This is a genomic window from Pseudosulfitobacter pseudonitzschiae (assembly GCF_900129395.1).
GTDB lineage: Bacteria > Pseudomonadota > Alphaproteobacteria > Rhodobacterales > Rhodobacteraceae > Pseudosulfitobacter > Pseudosulfitobacter pseudonitzschiae.
Map to the genome: position 1 here is coordinate 435,370 of NZ_FQVP01000003.1, position 17,667 is coordinate 453,036.

General features: G+C 62.0%; 21 protein-coding genes. 8 read left to right on the forward strand and 13 right to left on the reverse strand.

What is annotated here, in order from left to right; all coding sequences use genetic code 11:
• Window positions 1-206: 206 nt before the first annotated feature.
• Window positions 207-1,871 carry an adenylate/guanylate cyclase domain-containing protein gene (locus tag BUC08_RS10300; protein WP_037924102.1) on the reverse strand — a complete coding sequence of 555 codons (1,665 nt, stop codon included), beginning with the start codon at window positions 1,869-1,871 and terminating at the stop codon, window positions 207-209.
• A gap of 96 nt (window positions 1,872-1,967) precedes the next feature.
• Complete coding sequence (trxB, locus tag BUC08_RS10305) at window positions 1,968-2,975, reverse strand: thioredoxin-disulfide reductase (protein WP_037924099.1); 1,008 nt, start codon at window positions 2,973-2,975, stop codon at window positions 1,968-1,970.
• A 244-nt stretch (window positions 2,976-3,219) separates the two neighbouring features.
• Here trxB and BUC08_RS10310 point away from each other — a divergent pair, with 244 nt between their 5' ends.
• Window positions 3,220-3,720, forward strand: coding sequence for an Lrp/AsnC family transcriptional regulator (locus BUC08_RS10310; protein WP_037924096.1), 501 nt, complete (start codon window positions 3,220-3,222; stop codon window positions 3,718-3,720).
• A 41-nt stretch (window positions 3,721-3,761) separates the two neighbouring features.
• On the opposite strand, the gene BUC08_RS10315 is transcribed toward BUC08_RS10310, so the two are convergent.
• The 5 genes from BUC08_RS10315 to lgt all read right to left on the reverse strand — a co-directional run bounded on the left by BUC08_RS10315 (window position 3,762) and on the right by lgt (window position 7,827).
• On the reverse strand, window positions 3,762-4,514 hold the full coding sequence (locus tag BUC08_RS10315; protein ID WP_224769690.1) for a Hint domain-containing protein: 753 nt from the start codon (window positions 4,512-4,514) through the stop codon (window positions 3,762-3,764).
• Between the two features lie 285 nt (window positions 4,515-4,799).
• Window positions 4,800-4,940 carry a hypothetical protein gene (locus BUC08_RS24780; RefSeq protein ID WP_169741846.1) on the reverse strand — a complete coding sequence of 47 codons (141 nt, stop codon included), beginning with the start codon at window positions 4,938-4,940 and terminating at the stop codon, window positions 4,800-4,802.
• 171 nt (window positions 4,941-5,111) lie between these two features.
• Window positions 5,112-5,867, reverse strand: a complete 756-nt coding sequence (pgeF, locus tag BUC08_RS10320) for a peptidoglycan editing factor PgeF (RefSeq protein WP_037924093.1) — start codon at window positions 5,865-5,867, stop codon at window positions 5,112-5,114.
• A complete protein-coding gene (locus BUC08_RS10325) occupies window positions 5,864-6,922 on the reverse strand; it encodes a class I SAM-dependent methyltransferase (RefSeq protein ID WP_037924089.1) in 1,059 nt (352 codons plus the stop codon). Before BUC08_RS10325 ends, pgeF begins: the two co-directional genes overlap by 4 nt.
• The gene (lgt, locus tag BUC08_RS10330) at window positions 6,919-7,827 is read right to left on the reverse strand and encodes a prolipoprotein diacylglyceryl transferase (RefSeq protein ID WP_037924652.1); all 909 of its coding nucleotides are present in this window, start codon (window positions 7,825-7,827) and stop codon (window positions 6,919-6,921) included. The genes BUC08_RS10325 and lgt overlap by 4 nt, the downstream gene beginning before the upstream one ends.
• 96 nt (window positions 7,828-7,923) lie before the next feature.
• On the opposite strand from lgt, the gene BUC08_RS10335 reads away from it, so the two are divergent.
• From BUC08_RS10335 to BUC08_RS10355, 5 genes are all read left to right on the forward strand, one after another.
• On the forward strand, window positions 7,924-8,163 hold the full coding sequence (locus BUC08_RS10335) for an accessory factor UbiK family protein (protein WP_028958539.1): 240 nt from the start codon (window positions 7,924-7,926) through the stop codon (window positions 8,161-8,163).
• Between the two features lie 373 nt (window positions 8,164-8,536).
• On the forward strand, window positions 8,537-9,037 hold the full coding sequence (locus tag BUC08_RS10340) for a type III secretion system chaperone family protein (RefSeq protein ID WP_028958538.1): 501 nt from the start codon (window positions 8,537-8,539) through the stop codon (window positions 9,035-9,037).
• Between the two features lie 37 nt (window positions 9,038-9,074).
• Window positions 9,075-9,887: a pyrroline-5-carboxylate reductase gene (proC, locus tag BUC08_RS10345; protein WP_037924087.1), complete on the forward strand. Its 813-nt coding sequence runs from the start codon at window positions 9,075-9,077 to the stop codon at window positions 9,885-9,887.
• A complete protein-coding gene (locus BUC08_RS10350; RefSeq protein ID WP_037924085.1) occupies window positions 9,880-10,221 on the forward strand; it encodes a tRNA-binding protein in 342 nt (113 codons plus the stop codon). The genes proC and BUC08_RS10350 overlap by 8 nt, the downstream gene beginning before the upstream one ends.
• Window positions 10,218-11,171, forward strand: a complete 954-nt coding sequence (locus BUC08_RS10355; protein ID WP_224769689.1) for a 2-hydroxyacid dehydrogenase — start codon at window positions 10,218-10,220, stop codon at window positions 11,169-11,171. The genes BUC08_RS10350 and BUC08_RS10355 overlap by 4 nt, the downstream gene beginning before the upstream one ends.
• On the opposite strand, the gene BUC08_RS10360 is transcribed toward BUC08_RS10355, so the two are convergent.
• Window positions 11,172-11,726: a putative glycolipid-binding domain-containing protein gene (locus tag BUC08_RS10360; protein ID WP_037924081.1), complete on the reverse strand. Its 555-nt coding sequence runs from the start codon at window positions 11,724-11,726 to the stop codon at window positions 11,172-11,174.
• A gap of 38 nt (window positions 11,727-11,764) precedes the next feature.
• Entirely contained in the window at window positions 11,765-12,349 is a 585-nt protein-coding gene (locus BUC08_RS10365) for a thymidine kinase (protein ID WP_037924079.1), read from the reverse strand.
• Between the two features lie 346 nt (window positions 12,350-12,695).
• On the opposite strand from BUC08_RS10365, the gene BUC08_RS10370 reads away from it, so the two are divergent.
• The gene (locus BUC08_RS10370) at window positions 12,696-13,154 is read left to right on the forward strand and encodes a hypothetical protein (protein ID WP_037924077.1); all 459 of its coding nucleotides are present in this window, start codon (window positions 12,696-12,698) and stop codon (window positions 13,152-13,154) included.
• Window positions 13,147-13,854, forward strand: a complete 708-nt coding sequence (gene arsH / locus BUC08_RS10375) for an arsenical resistance protein ArsH (protein WP_037924075.1) — start codon at window positions 13,147-13,149, stop codon at window positions 13,852-13,854. The genes BUC08_RS10370 and arsH overlap by 8 nt, the downstream gene beginning before the upstream one ends.
• 112 nt (window positions 13,855-13,966) lie before the next feature.
• Here the strand turns inward: arsH and BUC08_RS10380 are convergent, their stop codons facing one another.
• The 4 genes from BUC08_RS10380 to hisD all read right to left on the reverse strand — a co-directional run bounded on the left by BUC08_RS10380 (window position 13,967) and on the right by hisD (window position 17,554).
• A complete protein-coding gene (locus BUC08_RS10380) occupies window positions 13,967-15,091 on the reverse strand; it encodes a beta-ketoacyl-ACP synthase III (protein WP_037924073.1) in 1,125 nt (374 codons plus the stop codon).
• 85 nt (window positions 15,092-15,176) lie between these two features.
• Window positions 15,177-15,731, reverse strand: a complete 555-nt coding sequence (gene comE / locus BUC08_RS10385) for a sulfopyruvate decarboxylase subunit beta (protein WP_037924072.1) — start codon at window positions 15,729-15,731, stop codon at window positions 15,177-15,179.
• Window positions 15,731-16,228 carry a sulfopyruvate decarboxylase subunit alpha gene (gene comD / locus BUC08_RS10390; RefSeq protein WP_037924068.1) on the reverse strand — a complete coding sequence of 166 codons (498 nt, stop codon included), beginning with the start codon at window positions 16,226-16,228 and terminating at the stop codon, window positions 15,731-15,733. Before comD ends, comE begins: the two co-directional genes overlap by 1 nt.
• 18 nt (window positions 16,229-16,246) lie before the next feature.
• On the reverse strand, window positions 16,247-17,554 hold the full coding sequence (gene hisD / locus BUC08_RS10395) for a histidinol dehydrogenase (RefSeq protein ID WP_037924065.1): 1,308 nt from the start codon (window positions 17,552-17,554) through the stop codon (window positions 16,247-16,249).
• Between the last annotated feature and the right edge of the window lie 113 nt (window positions 17,555-17,667).

The window sequence follows — 17,667 nt, forward strand, 5'->3', positions numbered from 1 at the left end:
GTTCAACGGGTGGAGTCGGCCCTGCGGGCGGCACTTGTGGCGCAATAGCGGGCTGGGCGCCATGCGTCCAGATGCAGCGCGCGCCCAACATCGCATATGACGTAAAATCGGCACAAATTCCCCGTTTTTTGCGCGATTTTGGGCCGTTTTGCCCATTTTCAGGGGGACGCGCATGGCGGAAATGCGCCTGCGGCATAGGTGTCAGGTCAGGCGCGCGGGGTTTGGGGGGCATCTGCGGCCTTGGGAACGGGCAATGCGTCAATGACGCCGTCGACCCCGCGCAGTTCAAGCGGCACCAATTCGTCGGGGCGTTTCAGTCCTGCGGCCTCCAGGACTGCGGCGCTGATCAGCAACTCGACCTTCATCGGTTTGGTTTGCGCCTCAAGGCGGCTCGCCGCGTTGACCGCGTCGCCGATCAATGTGCGGGGGGCGTGTCCCGCGGCACCGATCTCGCCCAGCACGACATTGCCCAGGTGCAGCCCGATCCCGATGCCCACCGGTGGGGCACCTTCGGCCTGAAGCCCCGCGTTGAACGCATCCAGCGCCCGCCCGATCCCCGCCGCGGCGTCCAGCCCGGCCTGTGCGGATGATGCGGTGTCCGCTGTTTCGAACAGTGCCAGAAAGCCATCACCCAGATATTTATCGATCTTGCCGCCTGAGGCAGTGACCGCCGGGACAACGGCATCAAAGAAACGATTGAGCAGGAACACCACGTCATAAGGCAGTTGCCCCGCGGTGCGCGCGGTAAAGCCGCGCATGTCCAGAAACAGAATGGCCAGCGGCCGTTCCTGACCCTGCGAGGCAGACCCGCGCCATGTCTGGGTGCGGCCTGCAAAGACGCGGTGCACGGTCATTGGCTGTTCCGGCCGGATCTGACAGGCCAGCCGTGCACCTGGGGCTGCTCCAACAGCCTTCAGGCTGCGCGCTTCGGTCTCCGACGGCGGAGGCAGGTCGTCGGCACCCGCTTCGATCATCACGCGGCAGGTGGTGCAGCGTCCCTTGCCGCCGCAAAGCGAGGTGTGGTCCACGCCAGCGCTGCGCGACATTTCCAGCAGCGTCTGACCGCGTGCTGCGGTGATCGTCGGCCCGTTTGTGTACGAGATGCGCACGCTGGTGCGGCGGGCGTTCAGGCGCAGGGCAAAGTGGATTGCCAGCGCAGAGGCCAGAACCGCGACGAACCCCCAATACAGCGTGGTGTCGATCCGGATCAGCCCCTCGAACTCCTTGGGGCCGGGGAAATTATAGGCGTCCAGCATATCCAGCCGCGTATCTTCATCCTGCGCGACCAGCCGCAAGCGGCGGCTTTCGGTCACAAAACCGGCCAGCGCAAAGGCAGGCACCAGAACCGCCATCCCTGTCAGCAGGTGTGTGTTGCGCCGCCACCAGGCGCGTCCACGCAGCCAAAGGTGCAGCCCGATGCAGCCGTGGGTCCAGACGATCAGCAGCAGGATTGTCTGTGTCCAGGCTGAGACCGTGCCCCAGATCAGGTACATCAGATAGCCCATCTCGTCCTGGACGTCGAAGACCTCGTGGGCGATGCGGGTATAGGTGATGTGGGTCAGCAGCAGCAGCGGAATGGCAAAGCCGAATGCATATTGTACCGCTTCCGCGCGGGGCATGCGAAGGCTCCGCCGTTCTATCAGTCGCCACAACGCTAGGCCCGCGTGCATCATCAGCGTTGTGTACAAGACCACTTCGCCGACGGGATTGCGGGTCACGATCTGGCGCAGGTCCTGAGCTTCATCCAGCCACTCGGGCGAAAACAGGCCCAGACCGATGTTCAGGAAATGCAGGAGCGCATAGAGCATCAGCGCCAGCCCGCTGACGATACGGGCACGGGTTGCCCAGTTGCCGCGCCAGAGGTCGGTCATGTACTGCTCCTTGATCCTGCGCAGGATGACCCGTGGACGCGTGCGGCGTCAACGGGCCTATTGCGGGGCGCTGGAACAGATATTCGACGTAGAGGCTTATGCGCCCTCTTTGACTTCGGCACCGTAGCCCAGCGGCAGCGAGGTGTCTTTCTCCACGTTCGTGTCGCTGTTCTCGGCCAGCCAGCGCTCGGCTTCGAGGGCTGCCATGCACCCCATGCCAGCCGAGGTCACGGCCTGACGGTATTTGTGATCGGTCAGGTCGCCCGCGGCAAACACGCCCGGAATCGAGGTTTCGGTGCTGTCGGGTTTGGTCACGACGTAGCCGCCCATGTGGGTTTCCAGCACATCCTTGACCAGCTCGTTCGACGGGGCGTGGCCGATGGCGACAAAGACGCCCTTGGCGGGAATATCGGTGATTTCGCCGGTGTTCACGTTCTTGACCTTGACGCCTTCGACGCCCAGCGGGCTGTCGGTGCCGTAAACCTCTTCCAACTGGTGGAACCACAGGGTTTCGATCTTGGAGTTCTTTTTCAGCCGGTCTTGCAGGATCATCTCGGCGCGCAATTCGTCGCGCCGGTGGATCAGGGTAACCTTGGACGCAAAATTGGTCAGAAACAGCGCTTCTTCCACGGCGGTGTTGCCGCCGCCGATCACGACGATTTCCTGTCCGCGGTAAAAGAACCCGTCGCAGGTGGCGCAGGCCGAGACGCCGAAGCCCTTGAATTTCTCTTCCGATTCCAAGCCCAGCCATTTGGCGCGTGCGCCGGTGGCGAGAATGATCGCGTCGGCCACATAGACGGTGCCGCTGTCGGATTGGGCAACAAAGGGCCGTTTCGAGAAGTCGACCGACGTGATGATGTCACCGATGACCTCGCAACCCATCGCCTTGGCGTGGGCCTCCATGCGGACCATCAGATCGGGACCTTGCACTTCGCTGTCTCCGGGCCAGTTCTCGACTTCGGTTGTGGTGGTCAACTGGCCACCCGGTTCGATGCCTTGCACCAGAATTGGCTCAAGCATGGCGCGGCTGGCGTAGATGCCTGCGGTATAGCCCGAGGGGCCCGATCCGATGATCAGAACCTTGGTTTTGCGTGTCTCGCCCATGATGATCCCCTTAGGTCGGTCAGTTGTGGCCCGTATGGTCCCGGGCGCGGTGTGATACTAGGTTTATGCAGCCTCTTGGATATAGTCACCTGCGCTTTGTGATTGAACCCCGCAATTGCATGACCGATATGCAGCGCTAACAGGCGCTTTTGGCCGTCGGGCTTGCAAGAATCTTGCGCTTTGACGAAACAATATTGCGCGCAACGCGGTCGGTGTTATAACAACCGCAAATTTCGGGGGCAAAATGGCGAATACGCGGCTTGATCCAATTGATCGCAAGATTCTCGCAGAACTGCAGGCGGACGGGCGTATGACCAACGTCGAGTTGGCGAAACGGGTGGGTATTTCTGCGCCCCCTTGTTTGCGGCGGGTACGGACGCTGGAAGAATCCGGGTATATCCGCGGCTTTCACGCGGATGTGGACGCGCATGTTCTGGGTTTTGAAGTGCAGGTTTTTGCAATGGTCGGTCTGGCCAGTCAGGCGGAAAGTGATCTCAGCGCCTTTGAAAACCGCTGCCGTTCATGGCCGCTGGTGCGCGAGTGCCACATGCTGAACGGCGAAGTCGACTTTATCCTGAAATGCGTGTCCCCCGATCTGTCGGGGTTCCAAAGCTTTCTGACCGGCGAGTTGCTGACCACGCCGAACGTGGCCAGTGTCAAGACGTCGCTGGTGATTCGCCAGGCCAAGGACGAGGCAGGCGTGCCCTTTGACGTTCTGGAAGAACGGTTGAGCAAAACAGCCTGACCGGGCGACCCGCGCATCTTGCGCGGGCCGGTTGCGCAGGTTCAGGCGGCCGTGCCGATCTGCTCGGGTGCGCGCGGATGGGCCAGCGGGCCAAAATCCGTCACATGGGAAATGCGCGGGAACATCGACAGGAACATATCGCGCACTGCGTGGCTGACGTTGCGTGTCGCTTGGGCACCAGGGTGGAAGGTTTCCATCGGCATACCGCAGGCATAGATCGCTGCGTGGCGCGTCAGGCAAATGTGAAACAGCCGCACCGAGGTCGGCGGGGTCACTTCGATCACGTTTACACCGTCCACAAAATCGCGCGCGGGCGTCAGCATCTGCGCCCCTGATGCCAGGTTTCCACGCAGATTGTGCGGCGTTTGCAGCAGGCGAGCCGATGGCCCCACGGTCAGGAAGCTTTCGGGACGGGCCGGGCCAAAGGTATCGGCCATGATGCGGATCAGCGATGTGCGCCGTCCGGTGTCGGCAGGGACAAAGTTCGTCGAGCCGATCCAGACGGCCTGTGCCGCGTCGCCGTTCGTGGTGCGCAGCCAGTCGCCCGGATGCAGGTCCTCGATGGCAATGGGGCCGTCGCGCCCCTCAAGGACAGTGCCACGGGCAAAGGCGGAGAACGCCGATTCGATCAGCGGCAATGCGGGTGCCTTGGTCTGGGCGACAAGGCGGCTGCCATCGGCGCGCAGGGCGGCGAATTCGTAAGTTCGGGTCGGCGGCAGGGCGCTGCCCATGGCGGTTGGTGCATATTGGGTAAAGCGGCGCGGTTGCCCGGCAAGGGCCATGGTCGTGTTCATGCGAATAACCTTGTTCTGGTCGGTCACATCTGATGTCGGCCCCCACCGACGACGACAGATGAACTGAGGTTCACGTGTCTGATGAACCACCAATCGCTGAACATTGGATTAACTGTCAAAATTTAGGGAACATTTACACCTTGAAACGGATCAATCCGCCCCCGGGAGGGCGGATTGTCTGAGACATCGGAGATTTGTTGCCACATTTGCCGCATTTCAGCCCGAATCAATGGGGCGCTTGCGGCGGGTGCGGGTCAGATCCGGGCGGGCCGGATCAAAGTGGTATCAGGCTGCCTTGCGGTCTAGTTCGGCCTTGCGCTTGGCGATGAATGCGGCGCGGCGTGTGCCACGGGCCCAGGGCATCACTGTCTTTTCGTCTGCGGCGGCTGCGACCACGGATTTGATGAAGCGTGTGTTGGTTTTCATGTCGGTGCCCTTTGCTCTGTCGTCTGGGCGGCGTGTGTGCCGCTGTTGACATCATTTCTGACAGGGGTTTCGGGCGCGCTTGGGACCGGTTTCGGCCAATTTGAAGAAACATTGCGGCGGAATTGGAACAATTAAGGCAGCGGTGCCCAAATTGTTTCCTGTTTTTAAGGGTCAGAGCTTTATGGCGGCGATCAGGCGGCCATAATCAGCCGCCCGTTCGTGGACCGAGCGGCGGTAAGAGAAGAATTGCGCCGGATCGGAATAAGTACAGTGCCGCGTCCATTCGGCCGAGGCGACGCCCCGGCTGCGCAGACGGTGCAGGCCATAGCCGGGCAGGTCGTACATCATCCGGTCACCTGCGCCGTTGGCAAAGTAGCGGGCGCTGGCGTCGTCTTCGGCCAGATGTGTTTCGAAAAACTCCGGTCCGACTTCATAGGCGCGTTGGCTGATTGATGGACCGATCACCACGTGGATGTTTTCGGCGGAGGCGCCCAGGGCTTCCATCGCGTCCACAGTCGCCTCGAGCACACCATCCAGTGTGCCGCGCCAGCCCGCATGCGCCGCGCCGATCACCTGGGCCTTGTGGTCGGCAAACAGCACCGGCTGGCAATCCGCCGACAGCACCGACAGCGCCAGACCCGGCGTGGCGGTGACCAGCGCGTCGGCCTTGGGTTTGTTGGCCAGCGGGGCCGTTACCGGGATCACCTTGGTGGAATGAACCTGATGCACGCTGATCAGATGGTCGGTGGGCACGCCCAGGTTTGCTGCCACGCGGGCACGGTTGATTGCCACGATCTCGGATTGGTCAGTGCTGCCGCTGCCGCAGTTCAACCCTGCAAAGACACCAGAGGATGCGCCGCCTGCGCGGGTGAAGAACCCGTGTTGCAGCGGGTCCAGTGTTTCATGTGTCAGTGGCTTGAGCGTCATGGTTCCAGACCTGGTGGCGGCGTGGCCCCCTGCGGATAGAGGCCCAGCACTTTGAACAGGTTTCCCATTTCTGCAGGGTGCGTCAACCGGCGATGTGCTGCAACATGCGCCTCAAGTGGGGCATCGTGCAGCGTTTCGGCCAATGCTTGCGCCCGCTGGGTGATGCCCAAACGCTCGAGGAACACGCCCTGCGGGGTGACGCGGGTAAAGGGGCAATTGGCCGCCTGCGTCAGCGCCTCGAAATCCACATGGGTGGTCAGGTCGGCGGTGCCGGGATCGGTCAGTGGGTCGGTGGTCTGATGCGCTTTGAGTGCCTGCAAAGTGTCGCCCAGAGACCGCCAGTCACCATAGTCGATAACCAACGCCGCACCGCCATGATCACGGATGCGGGTGCTGATGGTGTCGATCATCGGGCTGGCCGAGGGGCAAACCTCGACGATGTCATCTTGTTGCGTGTCTTCCAGCCGGTGTGCCAGCGCGGGTTGCGGCATGGCTGGACCCAGGCCCATACGCAGGCGGTCGCCTTCAACACCCACCATCCGCTCGCGCCAGCGGTCGCCGTCGCGTTGGTATTGATGGACGGGCAGGGCATCGAAAAACTCGTTTGCCACCAGATACAGCGGTTGGTCCGGCAGGTCGTGCACGCTGTCCAACCAGCGCGGCGCCTGGTCTTGCAGGGTGGTGGCTTGCAGGGCGCGCAAGGCGGGCGAGGCTTCGATCAGCACGATCTGCAAGGCTGCATGGAACCCCGGCACACGGGCGGTCGCGCGCAGGATATCGGCCATCAGCGTGCCGCGTCCCGGCCCCAATTCGGCCAGCGTGATGGCCGCAGGCGCGCCCTGATCCAGCCAGCTTTGCGCCAGAGACAGGCCGATCAGTTCCCCGAACATCTGGCTGATTTCGGGGGCCGTGGTGAAATCACCTGCCACGCCCAGCGGGTCGCGCGTGGTGTAATAACCGTGGGTCGGATGCAGCAACGCCTCGGACATATAGTCGGCCAGCGTTATCGGACCTGTGGCCGCGATCCGGTCGGTCAGTATCCGCTGCAGGCTCATGGGGTGGCAGTGCTCTGACTTTGTGGTCGGGCGCGGGCGCGCAGGATCAGCCACAGGCCCAAAGCGATCATCGGCAGCGACAGGATCTGACCCATCGTCAGCCCCCATCCGTTTACGTGCCATGCCAATCCCAGCGGGTTGCCATCGGAAATGAACTGTGCATCCGGCTGACGGACGAATTCGACCAGAAACCGCGAGAGACCGTAGCCTGCAAAAAACGTGCCCGCGACCCGTCCGGGGAATTTCAACGCGCCGCGTCGCCAGACAAGGATCAGCAGGACAGCCCCCAGAATCAGCCCTTCCAGCAGCGCCTCGTACAACTGGCTGGGATGGCGTGCGCACAGGCCTGCCACATCGGGGCAATATTGTGCGGCATCACCGGGAAAGGCGACACCCCAGGGCAGGTCTGTCGGGCGGCCCCACAGTTCGGCGTTGATGAAGTTGGCGATGCGTCCCAGCAGCAATCCCGGCGGCACGCCCAAGGCAATGGCATCGGCGGCCGAGATTTTGGGGATGCCGTGCCGCGATGTGAAGATGAAAGCGGCCGCGATCACGCCCAGCAACCCGCCGTGAAAGGACATTCCGCCCTGCCAGATCGCCAGTATCTGCATCGGATTGGCCAGGTAATAGGCCGGTTGGTAGAATAGAACATAGCCCAGCCGACCACCCAGAATCACACCGACGATGATCCATGTCAGCAGATCCTCGATCTGTGTCGTGGTCATCGGCGGGGTGTCATTGCGCCACTGGGCTGGGCGTTTGACCGCGCTGACCACCAGCCGCCAGCCTGCAAGGATGCCCACGATATAGGCCAATGCGTACCAGCGCAGGGCGATGGTCATGCCAAAGATGGACACCGAAAAGATGTCGGGCGAGATGTCGGGAAAGGGGATCAAACCGGTCATGGGTGCGACATGCATGTGCGGCACGGGGGAAGTCAACCTTGCGGGCGCGGGCAGAGCGCCCCATATAGATAACAAGCCAGTTACAGGAGAATGCACATGCAAGCGCGTGGCAAGATTTTTGATGATATTTCGCAACTGATGACCAATGCCATGGGCGTGGCGCAGGGGGCGAAAGACGAAGCTGAAACCGCGATGAAGTCGCTGATGGACCGCTGGTTGGCGGACCGCGACTTTGTCACCCGCGAGGAATTCGACGCGGTGCGCGCGATGGCGCAAAAAGCCCGTGAAGAAAACGAGGCGCTCAAGGCGCGCCTGGACGCGCTGGAAAGCAAGTAAGTCGCGACGGGCGCAGGCGTGACAGCCGCTCCGACGTTTTCACTGGTCTGACCATATTCGCAAGACAGCCCGCCAGCGGTTGACTGCGTTCCAATGTTAAAGAGGCCGCCCCCGACCTGTCCAAGGTTGCGGGCGGCCTTTGTCGTTAACGAAATCCGCTTACCACCTCCTTCAGGCGTCCATTTTGTGCGCCTTAGAACCTTTTCCACAACTTATTGAAGTTATCCCCAAATAAAGGGTTGCCACAGAGCCGCCCCGGCTGCACCATATTTGGTAGAGGTTAGGGGAACATCCCCCGATACCCAGAGCAGGCACCTAGCGCTTGGGGGCGCGGCAAGGCCCCGTCGCTAGAGCGAGAAAAAGAGGTGGCGACATGGCCCTTTCTGAGCATTACCTGGAAGACGAAATTCACCCGATTGATATTGTCGAGAATATCGCGGCGCATCACGACTGGGATTTCGACCGCATCGCAGACGATCAGATCGCAATGGCTGTCGAAGGCCAGTGGCGGACATATTCGCTGACTTTGGCGTGGTCCGGCTATGATGAAACCCTGCGTCTGGTCTGCACCTTTGAAATGGAACCGCCCGCTGACAAGCTGGCGGACCTTTATGCGCTGCTGAACCTGATCAACGACCAGTGCTGGGCGGGTGCCTTTACCTTCTGGGAAGAGCAAAAGCTGATGGTCTACCGCTATGGTCTGGTGCTGACCGGCGGTCAGATCGCAGGCCCCGAGCAGGTCGACACCATGATCAACGCCGCCGTGATGAGCGCCGAGCGCTACTATCCCGCGCTGCAACTGCTGACATGGGGCGATCGCACCCCCAAGGAAGCGTTGGATGTCGCCATTGCAGAGGCTTATGGCCGCGCGTAAACCTTTGCCCTGAACCATATGAGGGGAAGGGCAAACCATGACAAATGACGTGATCGCACAGCGCGGCCTTGTGCTGCTGGGCTGTGGCAAGATGGGGTCGGCGATGCTGGCAGGCTGGCTGAAACGCGGTCTGCCCGCCACGTCGGTCTGGGTGAAAGATCCCAATCCCTCGGATTGGCTGAAGGGTACGGGCGTGCATATCAACGCCGACCTGCCTGCGCATCCGGCGATTGTACTTGTGGCGGTCAAGCCGCAGATGATGGGCGACGCGGTGCCCAACATGGCCCATATGGGTGGCGGCGAGACGACGTTCGTAAGCGTCGCAGCGGGCACGCCGATTTCCTATTTTGAAAAGACATTGGGCGCGAACACCCCCGTGGTGCGGGCGATGCCGAACACCCCCGCTGCCGTGGGCCGTGGGATCACAGCCATCGTCGCCAACGCGGCAGGGGCCGGCGCGCTGGACATGGCCGAGGAGTTGCTCAGCGCCGTGGGTCAGGTCGTGCGGCTGGAAAACGAAGCGCAGATCGACGCGGTAACGGGGGTCAGCGGATCGGGGCCGGCCTATGTGTTCCACATGATCGAAACCATGGCCGCCGGTGGCGTGGCCCAGGGGCTGTCGCCTGAGTTGGCGATGCAATTGGCCAAGGCGACGGTGGCCGGTGCCGGCGCATTGGCCGAGGATGCGGATGAAGACCCCACCCAATTGCGCATCAACGTCACCTCACCCAACGGCACGACGCAGGCGGCGCTTGAGGTGCTGATGGACGAGGAAACCGGCTTTCCGTCCTTGCTGCCCCGTGCCGTGGCCGCTGCAACCCGCCGTGCGAAGGAGCTGGCCGATGGCTGATAATCTGGACTTTGACACCTTTCTCAAGGTCGACGTTCGCGTCGGCACCGTGCTGCGGGCCGAGCCTTTCCCCGAGGCGCGAAAGCCTGCGATCAAGATGTGGGTCGACTTTGGCGGCGACATTGGCGAGCGCAAGACCAGCGCGCAGGTCACCGCGCATTACACGCCCGATATGCTGGTGGGCAAACAGGTGGTTGCAGTCGTGAACTTTCCGCCGCGCCAGATCGGGCCGTTCATGTCCGAGGTGCTGGTGTTGGGCTTGCCCGATGACGCAGGCGAGATTGTCTTGCTGCGCCCCGATCAGGCGGTGCCGAACGGGGGGCGGATGCATTGAAAAGCCTCTTCATCTCGCGCCCCATGCCCGCAGACGTCGAGGCCGAGGCGCGCAAGCATTTCGACGTGACCATGCGCGACAGCAACGCGCCCATGTCACAGGCGGAAATGGTTCAGGCGCTGGAGGGGTACGACGCCATCCTGCCGACCCTGGGTGACCAGTTCAGCGCCGAGGTTTTTGCACAAACCACGCCGCGCGCGGTGATGCTGGCCAACTTTGGCGTGGGTTATAACCACATCGACGTGGCGGCGGCACAGGCCAAGGGGCTGATCGTCAGCAACACACCGGGCGCGGTGACCGACGCCACTGCGGACACTGCCATGACCCTGATGCTGATGAGCGCGCGGCGCGCAGGCGAAGCTGAACGCTTGGTACGCTCCGGGCAGTGGGAAGGCTGGCACCCGACGCAGATGCTGGGGATGCACCTGACGGGCAAGAAGGTGGGCATTGTCGGCATGGGCCGCATCGGACAGGCGATTGCGCGGCGCTGTCATTTCGGCTTTGGCATGACGGTCGCCTATTTTACCCGCTCGCCCAAGGATCTGGAGTTTGACGCGACGCCCTATGACGACCTGCACGCGCTGGCGGCTGCAGTGGATGTGCTGGTGCTGGCGGTGCCGGGTGGGGCCGAAACGCGGAACCTGATTGATGCGGCAGTGCTGGGCGCGATGCAGCCTCATGCGCATCTGGTCAACATCTCACGCGGTGACGTCGTGGACGAGGATGCCCTGATCGCGGCGTTGCAAAACGGGACCATCGGCGGTGCGGGTCTGGATGTCTACGCACGCGAACCGCAGGTGCCTGCGGCGCTGGTGGCCTTGGACAATGTGGTTCTGTTGCCTCATCTGGGCACGGCGGCGCTGGACGTGCGCACCGATATGGGGCTGATGGCGCTGCGCAATCTCAAGGCGGTGCTGATCGACGGGAAGGACGCGCCCAACGCGGTTTAACTAGCGGGCCTGCCAGAGATCGGGGTAGGTCTGAACCACTCCGAAATCGTCAGTGATCAGCGTTGCGCGATAGCCGTGCAAGGGCGAGGCATAATCGTAGCTGTTCTGCCCCGTGCGGGTGTAAACCTGATGCAGGGGCTTCAGGGTCCAGTCCTCAGTATCCAACCACAGTGCCGTGGTTTCGGCGCTGTCCCGGATGCGCAAGTCCAGACGGCGGATCGCGTTGGTGTTGCTGGCGGGGGTAAAGCCCAGATCGACATCCAGCAACCCCGATGCCCCGGCAACCGGCGCGCCGTTGCAGGTCCATCCTTGCGGCCTGCGCACGATGTGCAGCTGTTTGTCCAGGCGTCCCGTCCAGCCAGTGACTGTCGCTTGCGTCGTGGTCCAGTCGGGGGCGCAGTCCAGGCGGTAGTGCAGGCATGAGGTCTCGGGGGCTGCGAAAATCGCCGTGCCCTCCAAGGTCCAGCCTGCAACGTGTTGCGAGATGCGGCAGGCGTCTGTGCCGGAGATGTCCAGCCTGTCCCACCAGATCGTAAACGGGTCGCGGATCGTCATCGTTTCATCTATCCCAAGGTGTCAGACTGGCGCAGATTTCATGCGGTGTCACCCGTTGCCTTGCGCCAATGGCGCCGGCACAAGCTGACATAGGTTTCATTGCCGCCGATCTGCACCTGCGCGCCGTCCTTGACGACATTGCCCTGCGCATCCTGCCGAACGACCATCGACGCCTTTTTGCCACAATGGCAGATGGTGCGCACCTCGCGCATCTCGTCGGCCAGCGCCAGAAGCGTGGCCGAGCCGGGAAACAGCTGTCCCTTGAAGTCGACCCGCAGGCCGTAGCACATGATCGGAACCTTCAGATCATCGACCGCGCGGGCCAGTTGCCAGACCTGCGCCTCGCTGAGGAACTGTGCTTCGTCGATGAAGATACAGGCAATCTGCGCGGTCGCCAGATGGGTTTTGATCTTGGCAAAAAGATCCTCGTCGGGTGCAAAGGTGTCGGCGTCCTGACCGATCCCGATGCGGCTGGCGATACGGCCCTGACCTGCGCGGTTGTCGAATTGCGCCGTCATCAGATAGCACTGCATGCCACGTTCGCGATAGTTGTGGGCGGCTTGCAACAGCACGGTCGACTTGCCAGCGTTCATGGTCGAATAGTGAAAATAGAGCTTTGCCATGAGGGCAAGAGGTACGCCAAGGTCTGCGTGCAGACAAGCCTGCCTGGGGCGTCGTTCGCCGGAATATGCGGGCTTTGTCGGGGGAGCGGCATCGGGGCCTGTCCCGCGCCGTGAAAGGGCCCGTTACGCCGACTGCCGGACACGCCGACCCGCCATTCCCATGCGGCGAAAGCACAACGAGCCTGACACATTCCTGTCGCTGGGCGGACGGGACACTCGAAAAAAATCCCGAAACGCGAGGGACGATAAAGCCATGACATTTCCACGCTGTTGATTTAATGGGAAAAGACTGAAAGCTTTCCCACCTGACGCGTGTGGAAACCTTGTGAGAGCCGAGTGGGGACGTATGGCAGGTATTGGCAGCTATTTGAAAAAGCACACCGAAGCGCTGGTCAAGGATGTGGGCATCGAGCCTGCCTGCGCTTTGACAGGCAAATCCAAGGCGACTTTGGGGCGGTATTATTCGGACAATGCTGAACACGCCGACCGCTTTATGCCGATTGATGCGGTGGTGTTGTTGGAAAAGGAAGCTTCCTTTCCCTATGTCACCACGGCGCTTGCGGAACTGCAGGGGGGCAGCATCGCGTTTGACGATCGCCGCAACAACGCGCCTTCGACGGGGGGCGTAAATGCGGATGTGATTGCACTGAGCCAACGATTTGCCATGCTGATGACGGAATACCAGCAATCGATCGAAGACGGGATCATCACCGTCAACGAAGCCAAACGCCTGCTGCGCGAGACGTCGCTGTTGCAGCGTGTCCTGATCGATATGAAACTGCATCTGGAAGAAGAAAGTGCCTGAAGACACCGGCGCGCTTTTCACGGACGAATTGCCAGACATTGACGTGGACGCACTGGCGGCGGCGGATGATCCGCGCCACCCGCCGCGCATTCTGCTGCTGTATGGTTCTTTGCGCGATGTCAGCTATTCCCGCCGCGCGGCGGAGGAAAGCGCGCGCATCCTGCGGCATCTGGGCTGCGAGACGCGGATGTTCGACCCCACCGGCCTGCCTGTGGTCGATGACGCGTCAGAGGATCACCCCAAGGTGGCCGAGCTGCGGGAACTGGCGGTCTGGGCCGAAGGCATGGTCTGGTCCTCGCCCGAGCGGCACGGGGCGATGACGGGACTGATGAAAACACAGATCGACTGGCTGCCGCTGTCGATGCAGGGCGGCATTCGCCCGACCCAGGGCAAGACGCTGGCGGTGATGCAGGTGTCGGGCGGGTCACAGTCGTTCAACGCGGTCAACCAGATGCGTATCCTGGGGCGCTGGATGCGGATGGTGACCATTCCCAACCAGTCGTCGATCCCAAAGGCATGGCTGGAGTTTCAGGACGGTCGTCTGCCAGAGGGGCCGTTCTACCGGCGTATTGTAGATGTGATGGAAGAGTTGGTGAAATTCACCTGGCTGGTGCGCGGTCGGGCCGATTACCTGGTGGACCGGTATTCGGAGCGGGTGGAAACGGTCGAGGCCGTGCACGCGCGGGTGTCAAAGAAGTAGCGGTCGGCGACGGACTGTTTCGCCAAAGGCGAAAAGCGCCCGCCCGCCGACCCGTTTTCCCGGGGCGCTGCCCACTGCTCTCCCGGGGATATTTCGGGCCAAAAGAAGCAGCTTACCCGTGCTTTTCAACCAGCACGCTGCCCACCGAGTAGCCCGCCCCGAAAGAACAGATCAGGCCGTGATCGCCATCTTTGAGATCGGCGGAATGTTTGGCGAAGGTGATGATGGACCCGGCCGAAGACGTGTTGGCATAGTCTTGCAGGATGTTGGGTTGCTCGTGCGGTTCGGGCGTGCGCCCCAGAACCTTTTTGCCGATGAAATCGTTCATGCTTTTGTTGGCTTGGTGCAGCCACAGGCGTTTGATGTCATCCGCATCCAGATGTTCATCAGCCATGTGATCCATGATGTGTTGTGACACCATCGGGACAACCTCTTTGAACACCTTGCGACCGTTTTGCATGAACTGCATGTCGCGGCGGTCTTTCATGCCGTCGGGGCGCGAGCGGCGCAGGAAGCCGTTGTTGTTGCGGATGTTGTTGGAAAAGCTGGTGGCGCAGCGGGTGGATTTGACGGCGAAATAGGGGCCTGTGGCGTCTTCTTCGCGTTCCAGCAGGGTGGCGGTGGCCACGTCGCCAAAGATAAAGTGGCAGTCGCGGTCGCGCCATTCGATATGGGCCGAGCAGATCTCGGGGTTGATCACCAGCGCCGAGCGGATCGAGCCGGAACGGATCATGTCGGCGGCAGCCTGAATGCCGAAAGTGGCGGAAGAGCAGGCGACGTTCATGTCGAAGGCAAAGCCCTGAATGCCCAACAAGTCCTGAATTTCGATGGCGACGGCGGGGTAGGCGCGCTCAAGATTCGAGGCGGCGCAGATAACGGCACCCACGTCGGCGGCGGTTTTGCCCGCATTTTCCAGCGCGATGTTCGCAGCCTTGAGTGCCATTTCGGCCATGATCGACGGTTCGTCATCGCTGCGCTGGCGCATTTTGGGATACATCACGGTCGGGTCCAGGATGCCCTCCTTGACCATCACGTAACGTTGTTCGATGCCCGAGGCCTTGACGATGAACTCTTCCGAGGAGTGCTCCTTGGCCTCGACCATGCCTGCGGCGATCTCGTCGGCATGTTCGGCATTGTAGAGGTCGGCATAGGCATTGAAGGCGGTGACCAATTCGGCATTGGTGACCGTTTCGGAGGGTGTGAAGACACCTGTGCCTGTGATCGCCGGTGTGTACATGCTTTGCCCCTTTTTTCAGCGTTCTTTATCAAGCCGTGTTAGCGCCAGAAGGTCAAGACGGGGCAGCGGGGCATTGCCGTGATTTTCAGGACCGGACAGCGGTCATGAAACGGTCGCGGATTACCACCGGGTCCTTGGTGATGACAGGCACCTTGATGTTGCCGCTGTCGCATTTGGCGACGATCACGGTCATGCGCCGGACAGCCAGCGCGTCGGCCAGCGCCTGTGCGGTGTCTTTGGCGGCCACTTCCACCACGGTGTCGCAGCCGCAAGCACGAGCCACGGCGGCCAGCGCGGTTTTCTTGCCGGCATAGGTCGGCTGGTCGCCGGTCGAGCCGTAGCTGCCGTTGTCGATGATCAGCAGGATGTAGTTGTCGGCCACGTTGTTGGCGATGGTGGGCAGGGTGCCCAGGTTGGTCAGCACAGAGCCGTCGCCGTCGATGGCAATGACCTGTTTGGGTTGCGACAAGGCCAGCCCCAACCCGATGGACGAGGCCAGCCCCATGGTGCCCAGCATGTAGAAGTTCGTCGGTTGGTCGTCGATCATGTGCAGCTCCTGGCTGGGCAGGCCGATGTTGCACACCACCAGATGGTCGCGGATCACGGGGGCGATGTCGCGCAGGATGTCGGAACGGTTCATCAGTAGCCTCCCCAGAAGGTCGCGTCGGTCAGGATGGCGACCGGTTTGTTGCACATGAAGGTGTATTTCAGGATCGCGTCCAATTCATCCGCGTCCGCCTGTTTGTGGAAATGGTAGGTCGGGATGTTCAGCTGGGCCAGCAGCGCCTTGGTGTGGACGGCCATTTCGGCCTGACAGGCAACAGGTTCCTTCAGCTCGCCGCGATAGGAGATCAGCATCGGCAGGGGCATCCGGTAGAACTGTGTCAGCGTGACCAAAGTGTTGATCGTGACGCCGATGGCGGTGTTCTGCATGATGATCATCGGCCGCTTGCCACCCATCCATGCGCCTGCGCACAGGCCCATGCCTTCGTCTTCCTTGTTGGCAGGTACGTGCATGATGTCGGGGTGCGCCTCGACCGCGTCGATCACGCCGCCCAGCTGTTTGCACGGCACGGTGGTGACAAAGGCAATGTTGTTGGCCACCAGATCTCTGACGATCTGTTCGGATATGCTCATGGGATGCTTTCTGTTCGGTCAGGTCTGTGCTGCAAGGTCAAAGACCTCGCCGGGGAAATACTTGGCAAGGCGCACGTCGGCGCTGCGGGCGTGGCCTTCCATGCCTTCGGTGCGGCTGATGCGGGCGGTGGCAAGGGCCACGGACTTTGATCCGGCACGGGTGGCACGCTGCCATGTGACGACTTTCATATATTTGTGGACACTCAGGCCGCCAGTGTACTTGGCCGCGCCCGAGGTCGGCAACACGTGGTTGGTGCCCGTGGCCTTGTCGCCATAAGAGACGGTTGTTTCCTCGCCCAGAAACAGCGAGCCGTAGCAGGTCAGACGCTCCAGCCACCAGTCCAGGTCAGCGGCCTGTACTGTCAGGTGTTCGGGCGCGTAAGTGTCGGAACAGGCGGCCATATCCTCGCGGTCTTCGCACAGGATGATCTCGGCATAGTCGCGCCATGCGGCCTCGGCGCTGGCGCGGTTCAGGTCGGGCAGGGCGGCGATCAGGTCGGGGACGCGGCGGGCCACCTCCTGCGCCAGCGCGCGGTCATCGGTCACCAGCCAGACCGGAGAATTGTAGCCATGTTCGGCCTGGCTGACCAAATCCGTCGCGACGATGTGCGGATCGGCGGAGGCATCCGCAAGGATCAGGCTGTCCGTTGGCCCCGCGACCATATCGATGCCAACGCGGCCAAAAAGGACGCGCTTGGCTTCGGCGACGTACTGATTGCCGGGTCCAGCAAGGATATCGGCGCGGGGCAGGCCGAACAGGCCAAAGGTCATCGCGGCGATGCCCTGCACGCCGCCCATCGCCAGAATGCTGTCGGCGCCGCACAGGTGGGCGGCAAAGATGATTGCGGGCGGCAGGCCCGTGCCGGGGCGCGGTGGCGAGCAGGCGGCGATGTGGCTGACACCGGCAACCTTGGCCGTGGTGACCGTCATGATGGCCGATGCCACATGCGAATAGCGCCCGCCCGGAATATAGCAGCCTGCGGCGTTGCAGGGGATGGTCCTTTGACCCGCGATCAGGCCGGGTACAACTTCGGTCTGCACGTCGCGGACCGATTGCTTTTGCGCCTCGGCGAACCGGCGCACGTTGTCGTGGGCAAAGGCAATGTCGTCGCGCAGGCCTTGCGGGACGCGGGCGCAGGCCTCGGCAATGGCGTCGGCGCTTAGGACCACGGGGCCTTCGTAGCCGTCCAGTTGGGCGGCATAGCGGCGTGCGGCGGATTCGCCGTTTTCCTCGATGTCGGCCAGCATGGTTGCGACGGTTCGGGAAACCTCTGCTTCGCCTGTCTGGGCAGTTTTGGTCGCTTTCTTCAGGTATTCGCGGGGCACGTGTGTCGCTCCATCATGGCGTTGCGCGAACGCTAGAGCAGCGAGAGGCGCGCCGTCACCCCCTCAGCCAAGGCTTTGCAAAGATCACTGTGCCGTTTTCAAAAACGCAATAA

What these genes read in the sequence shown, in the direction of transcription:
- BUC08_RS10300 (WP_037924102.1), bottom strand. Translation starts at nt 1,871, where the DNA reads ATGACCGACCTCTGGCGCGGCAACTGGGCAACCCGTGCCCGTATCGTC.
- trxB (WP_037924099.1), bottom strand. Translation starts at nt 2,975, where the DNA reads ATGGGCGAGACACGCAAAACCAAGGTTCTGATCATCGGATCGGGCCCC.
- BUC08_RS10310 (WP_037924096.1), top strand. Translation starts at nt 3,220, where the DNA reads ATGGCGAATACGCGGCTTGATCCAATTGATCGCAAGATTCTCGCAGAA.
- BUC08_RS10315 (WP_224769690.1), bottom strand. Translation starts at nt 4,514, where the DNA reads ATGAACACGACCATGGCCCTTGCCGGGCAACCGCGCCGCTTTACCCAA.
- BUC08_RS24780 (WP_169741846.1), bottom strand. Translation starts at nt 4,940, where the DNA reads ATGAAAACCAACACACGCTTCATCAAATCCGTGGTCGCAGCCGCCGCA.
- pgeF (WP_037924093.1), bottom strand. Translation starts at nt 5,867, where the DNA reads ATGACGCTCAAGCCACTGACACATGAAACACTGGACCCGCTGCAACAC.
- BUC08_RS10325 (WP_037924089.1), bottom strand. Translation starts at nt 6,922, where the DNA reads ATGAGCCTGCAGCGGATACTGACCGACCGGATCGCGGCCACAGGTCCG.
- lgt (WP_037924652.1), bottom strand. Translation starts at nt 7,827, where the DNA reads ATGACCGGTTTGATCCCCTTTCCCGACATCTCGCCCGACATCTTTTCG.
- BUC08_RS10335 (WP_028958539.1), top strand. Translation starts at nt 7,924, where the DNA reads ATGCAAGCGCGTGGCAAGATTTTTGATGATATTTCGCAACTGATGACC.
- BUC08_RS10340 (WP_028958538.1), top strand. Translation starts at nt 8,537, where the DNA reads ATGGCCCTTTCTGAGCATTACCTGGAAGACGAAATTCACCCGATTGAT.
- proC (WP_037924087.1), top strand. Translation starts at nt 9,075, where the DNA reads ATGACAAATGACGTGATCGCACAGCGCGGCCTTGTGCTGCTGGGCTGT.
- BUC08_RS10350 (WP_037924085.1), top strand. Translation starts at nt 9,880, where the DNA reads ATGGCTGATAATCTGGACTTTGACACCTTTCTCAAGGTCGACGTTCGC.
- BUC08_RS10360 (WP_037924081.1), bottom strand. Translation starts at nt 11,726, where the DNA reads ATGACGATCCGCGACCCGTTTACGATCTGGTGGGACAGGCTGGACATC.
- BUC08_RS10365 (WP_037924079.1), bottom strand. Translation starts at nt 12,349, where the DNA reads ATGGCAAAGCTCTATTTTCACTATTCGACCATGAACGCTGGCAAGTCG.
- BUC08_RS10370 (WP_037924077.1), top strand. Translation starts at nt 12,696, where the DNA reads ATGGCAGGTATTGGCAGCTATTTGAAAAAGCACACCGAAGCGCTGGTC.
- BUC08_RS10380 (WP_037924073.1), bottom strand. Translation starts at nt 15,091, where the DNA reads ATGTACACACCGGCGATCACAGGCACAGGTGTCTTCACACCCTCCGAA.
- comE (WP_037924072.1), bottom strand. Translation starts at nt 15,731, where the DNA reads ATGAACCGTTCCGACATCCTGCGCGACATCGCCCCCGTGATCCGCGAC.
- comD (WP_037924068.1), bottom strand. Translation starts at nt 16,228, where the DNA reads ATGAGCATATCCGAACAGATCGTCAGAGATCTGGTGGCCAACAACATT.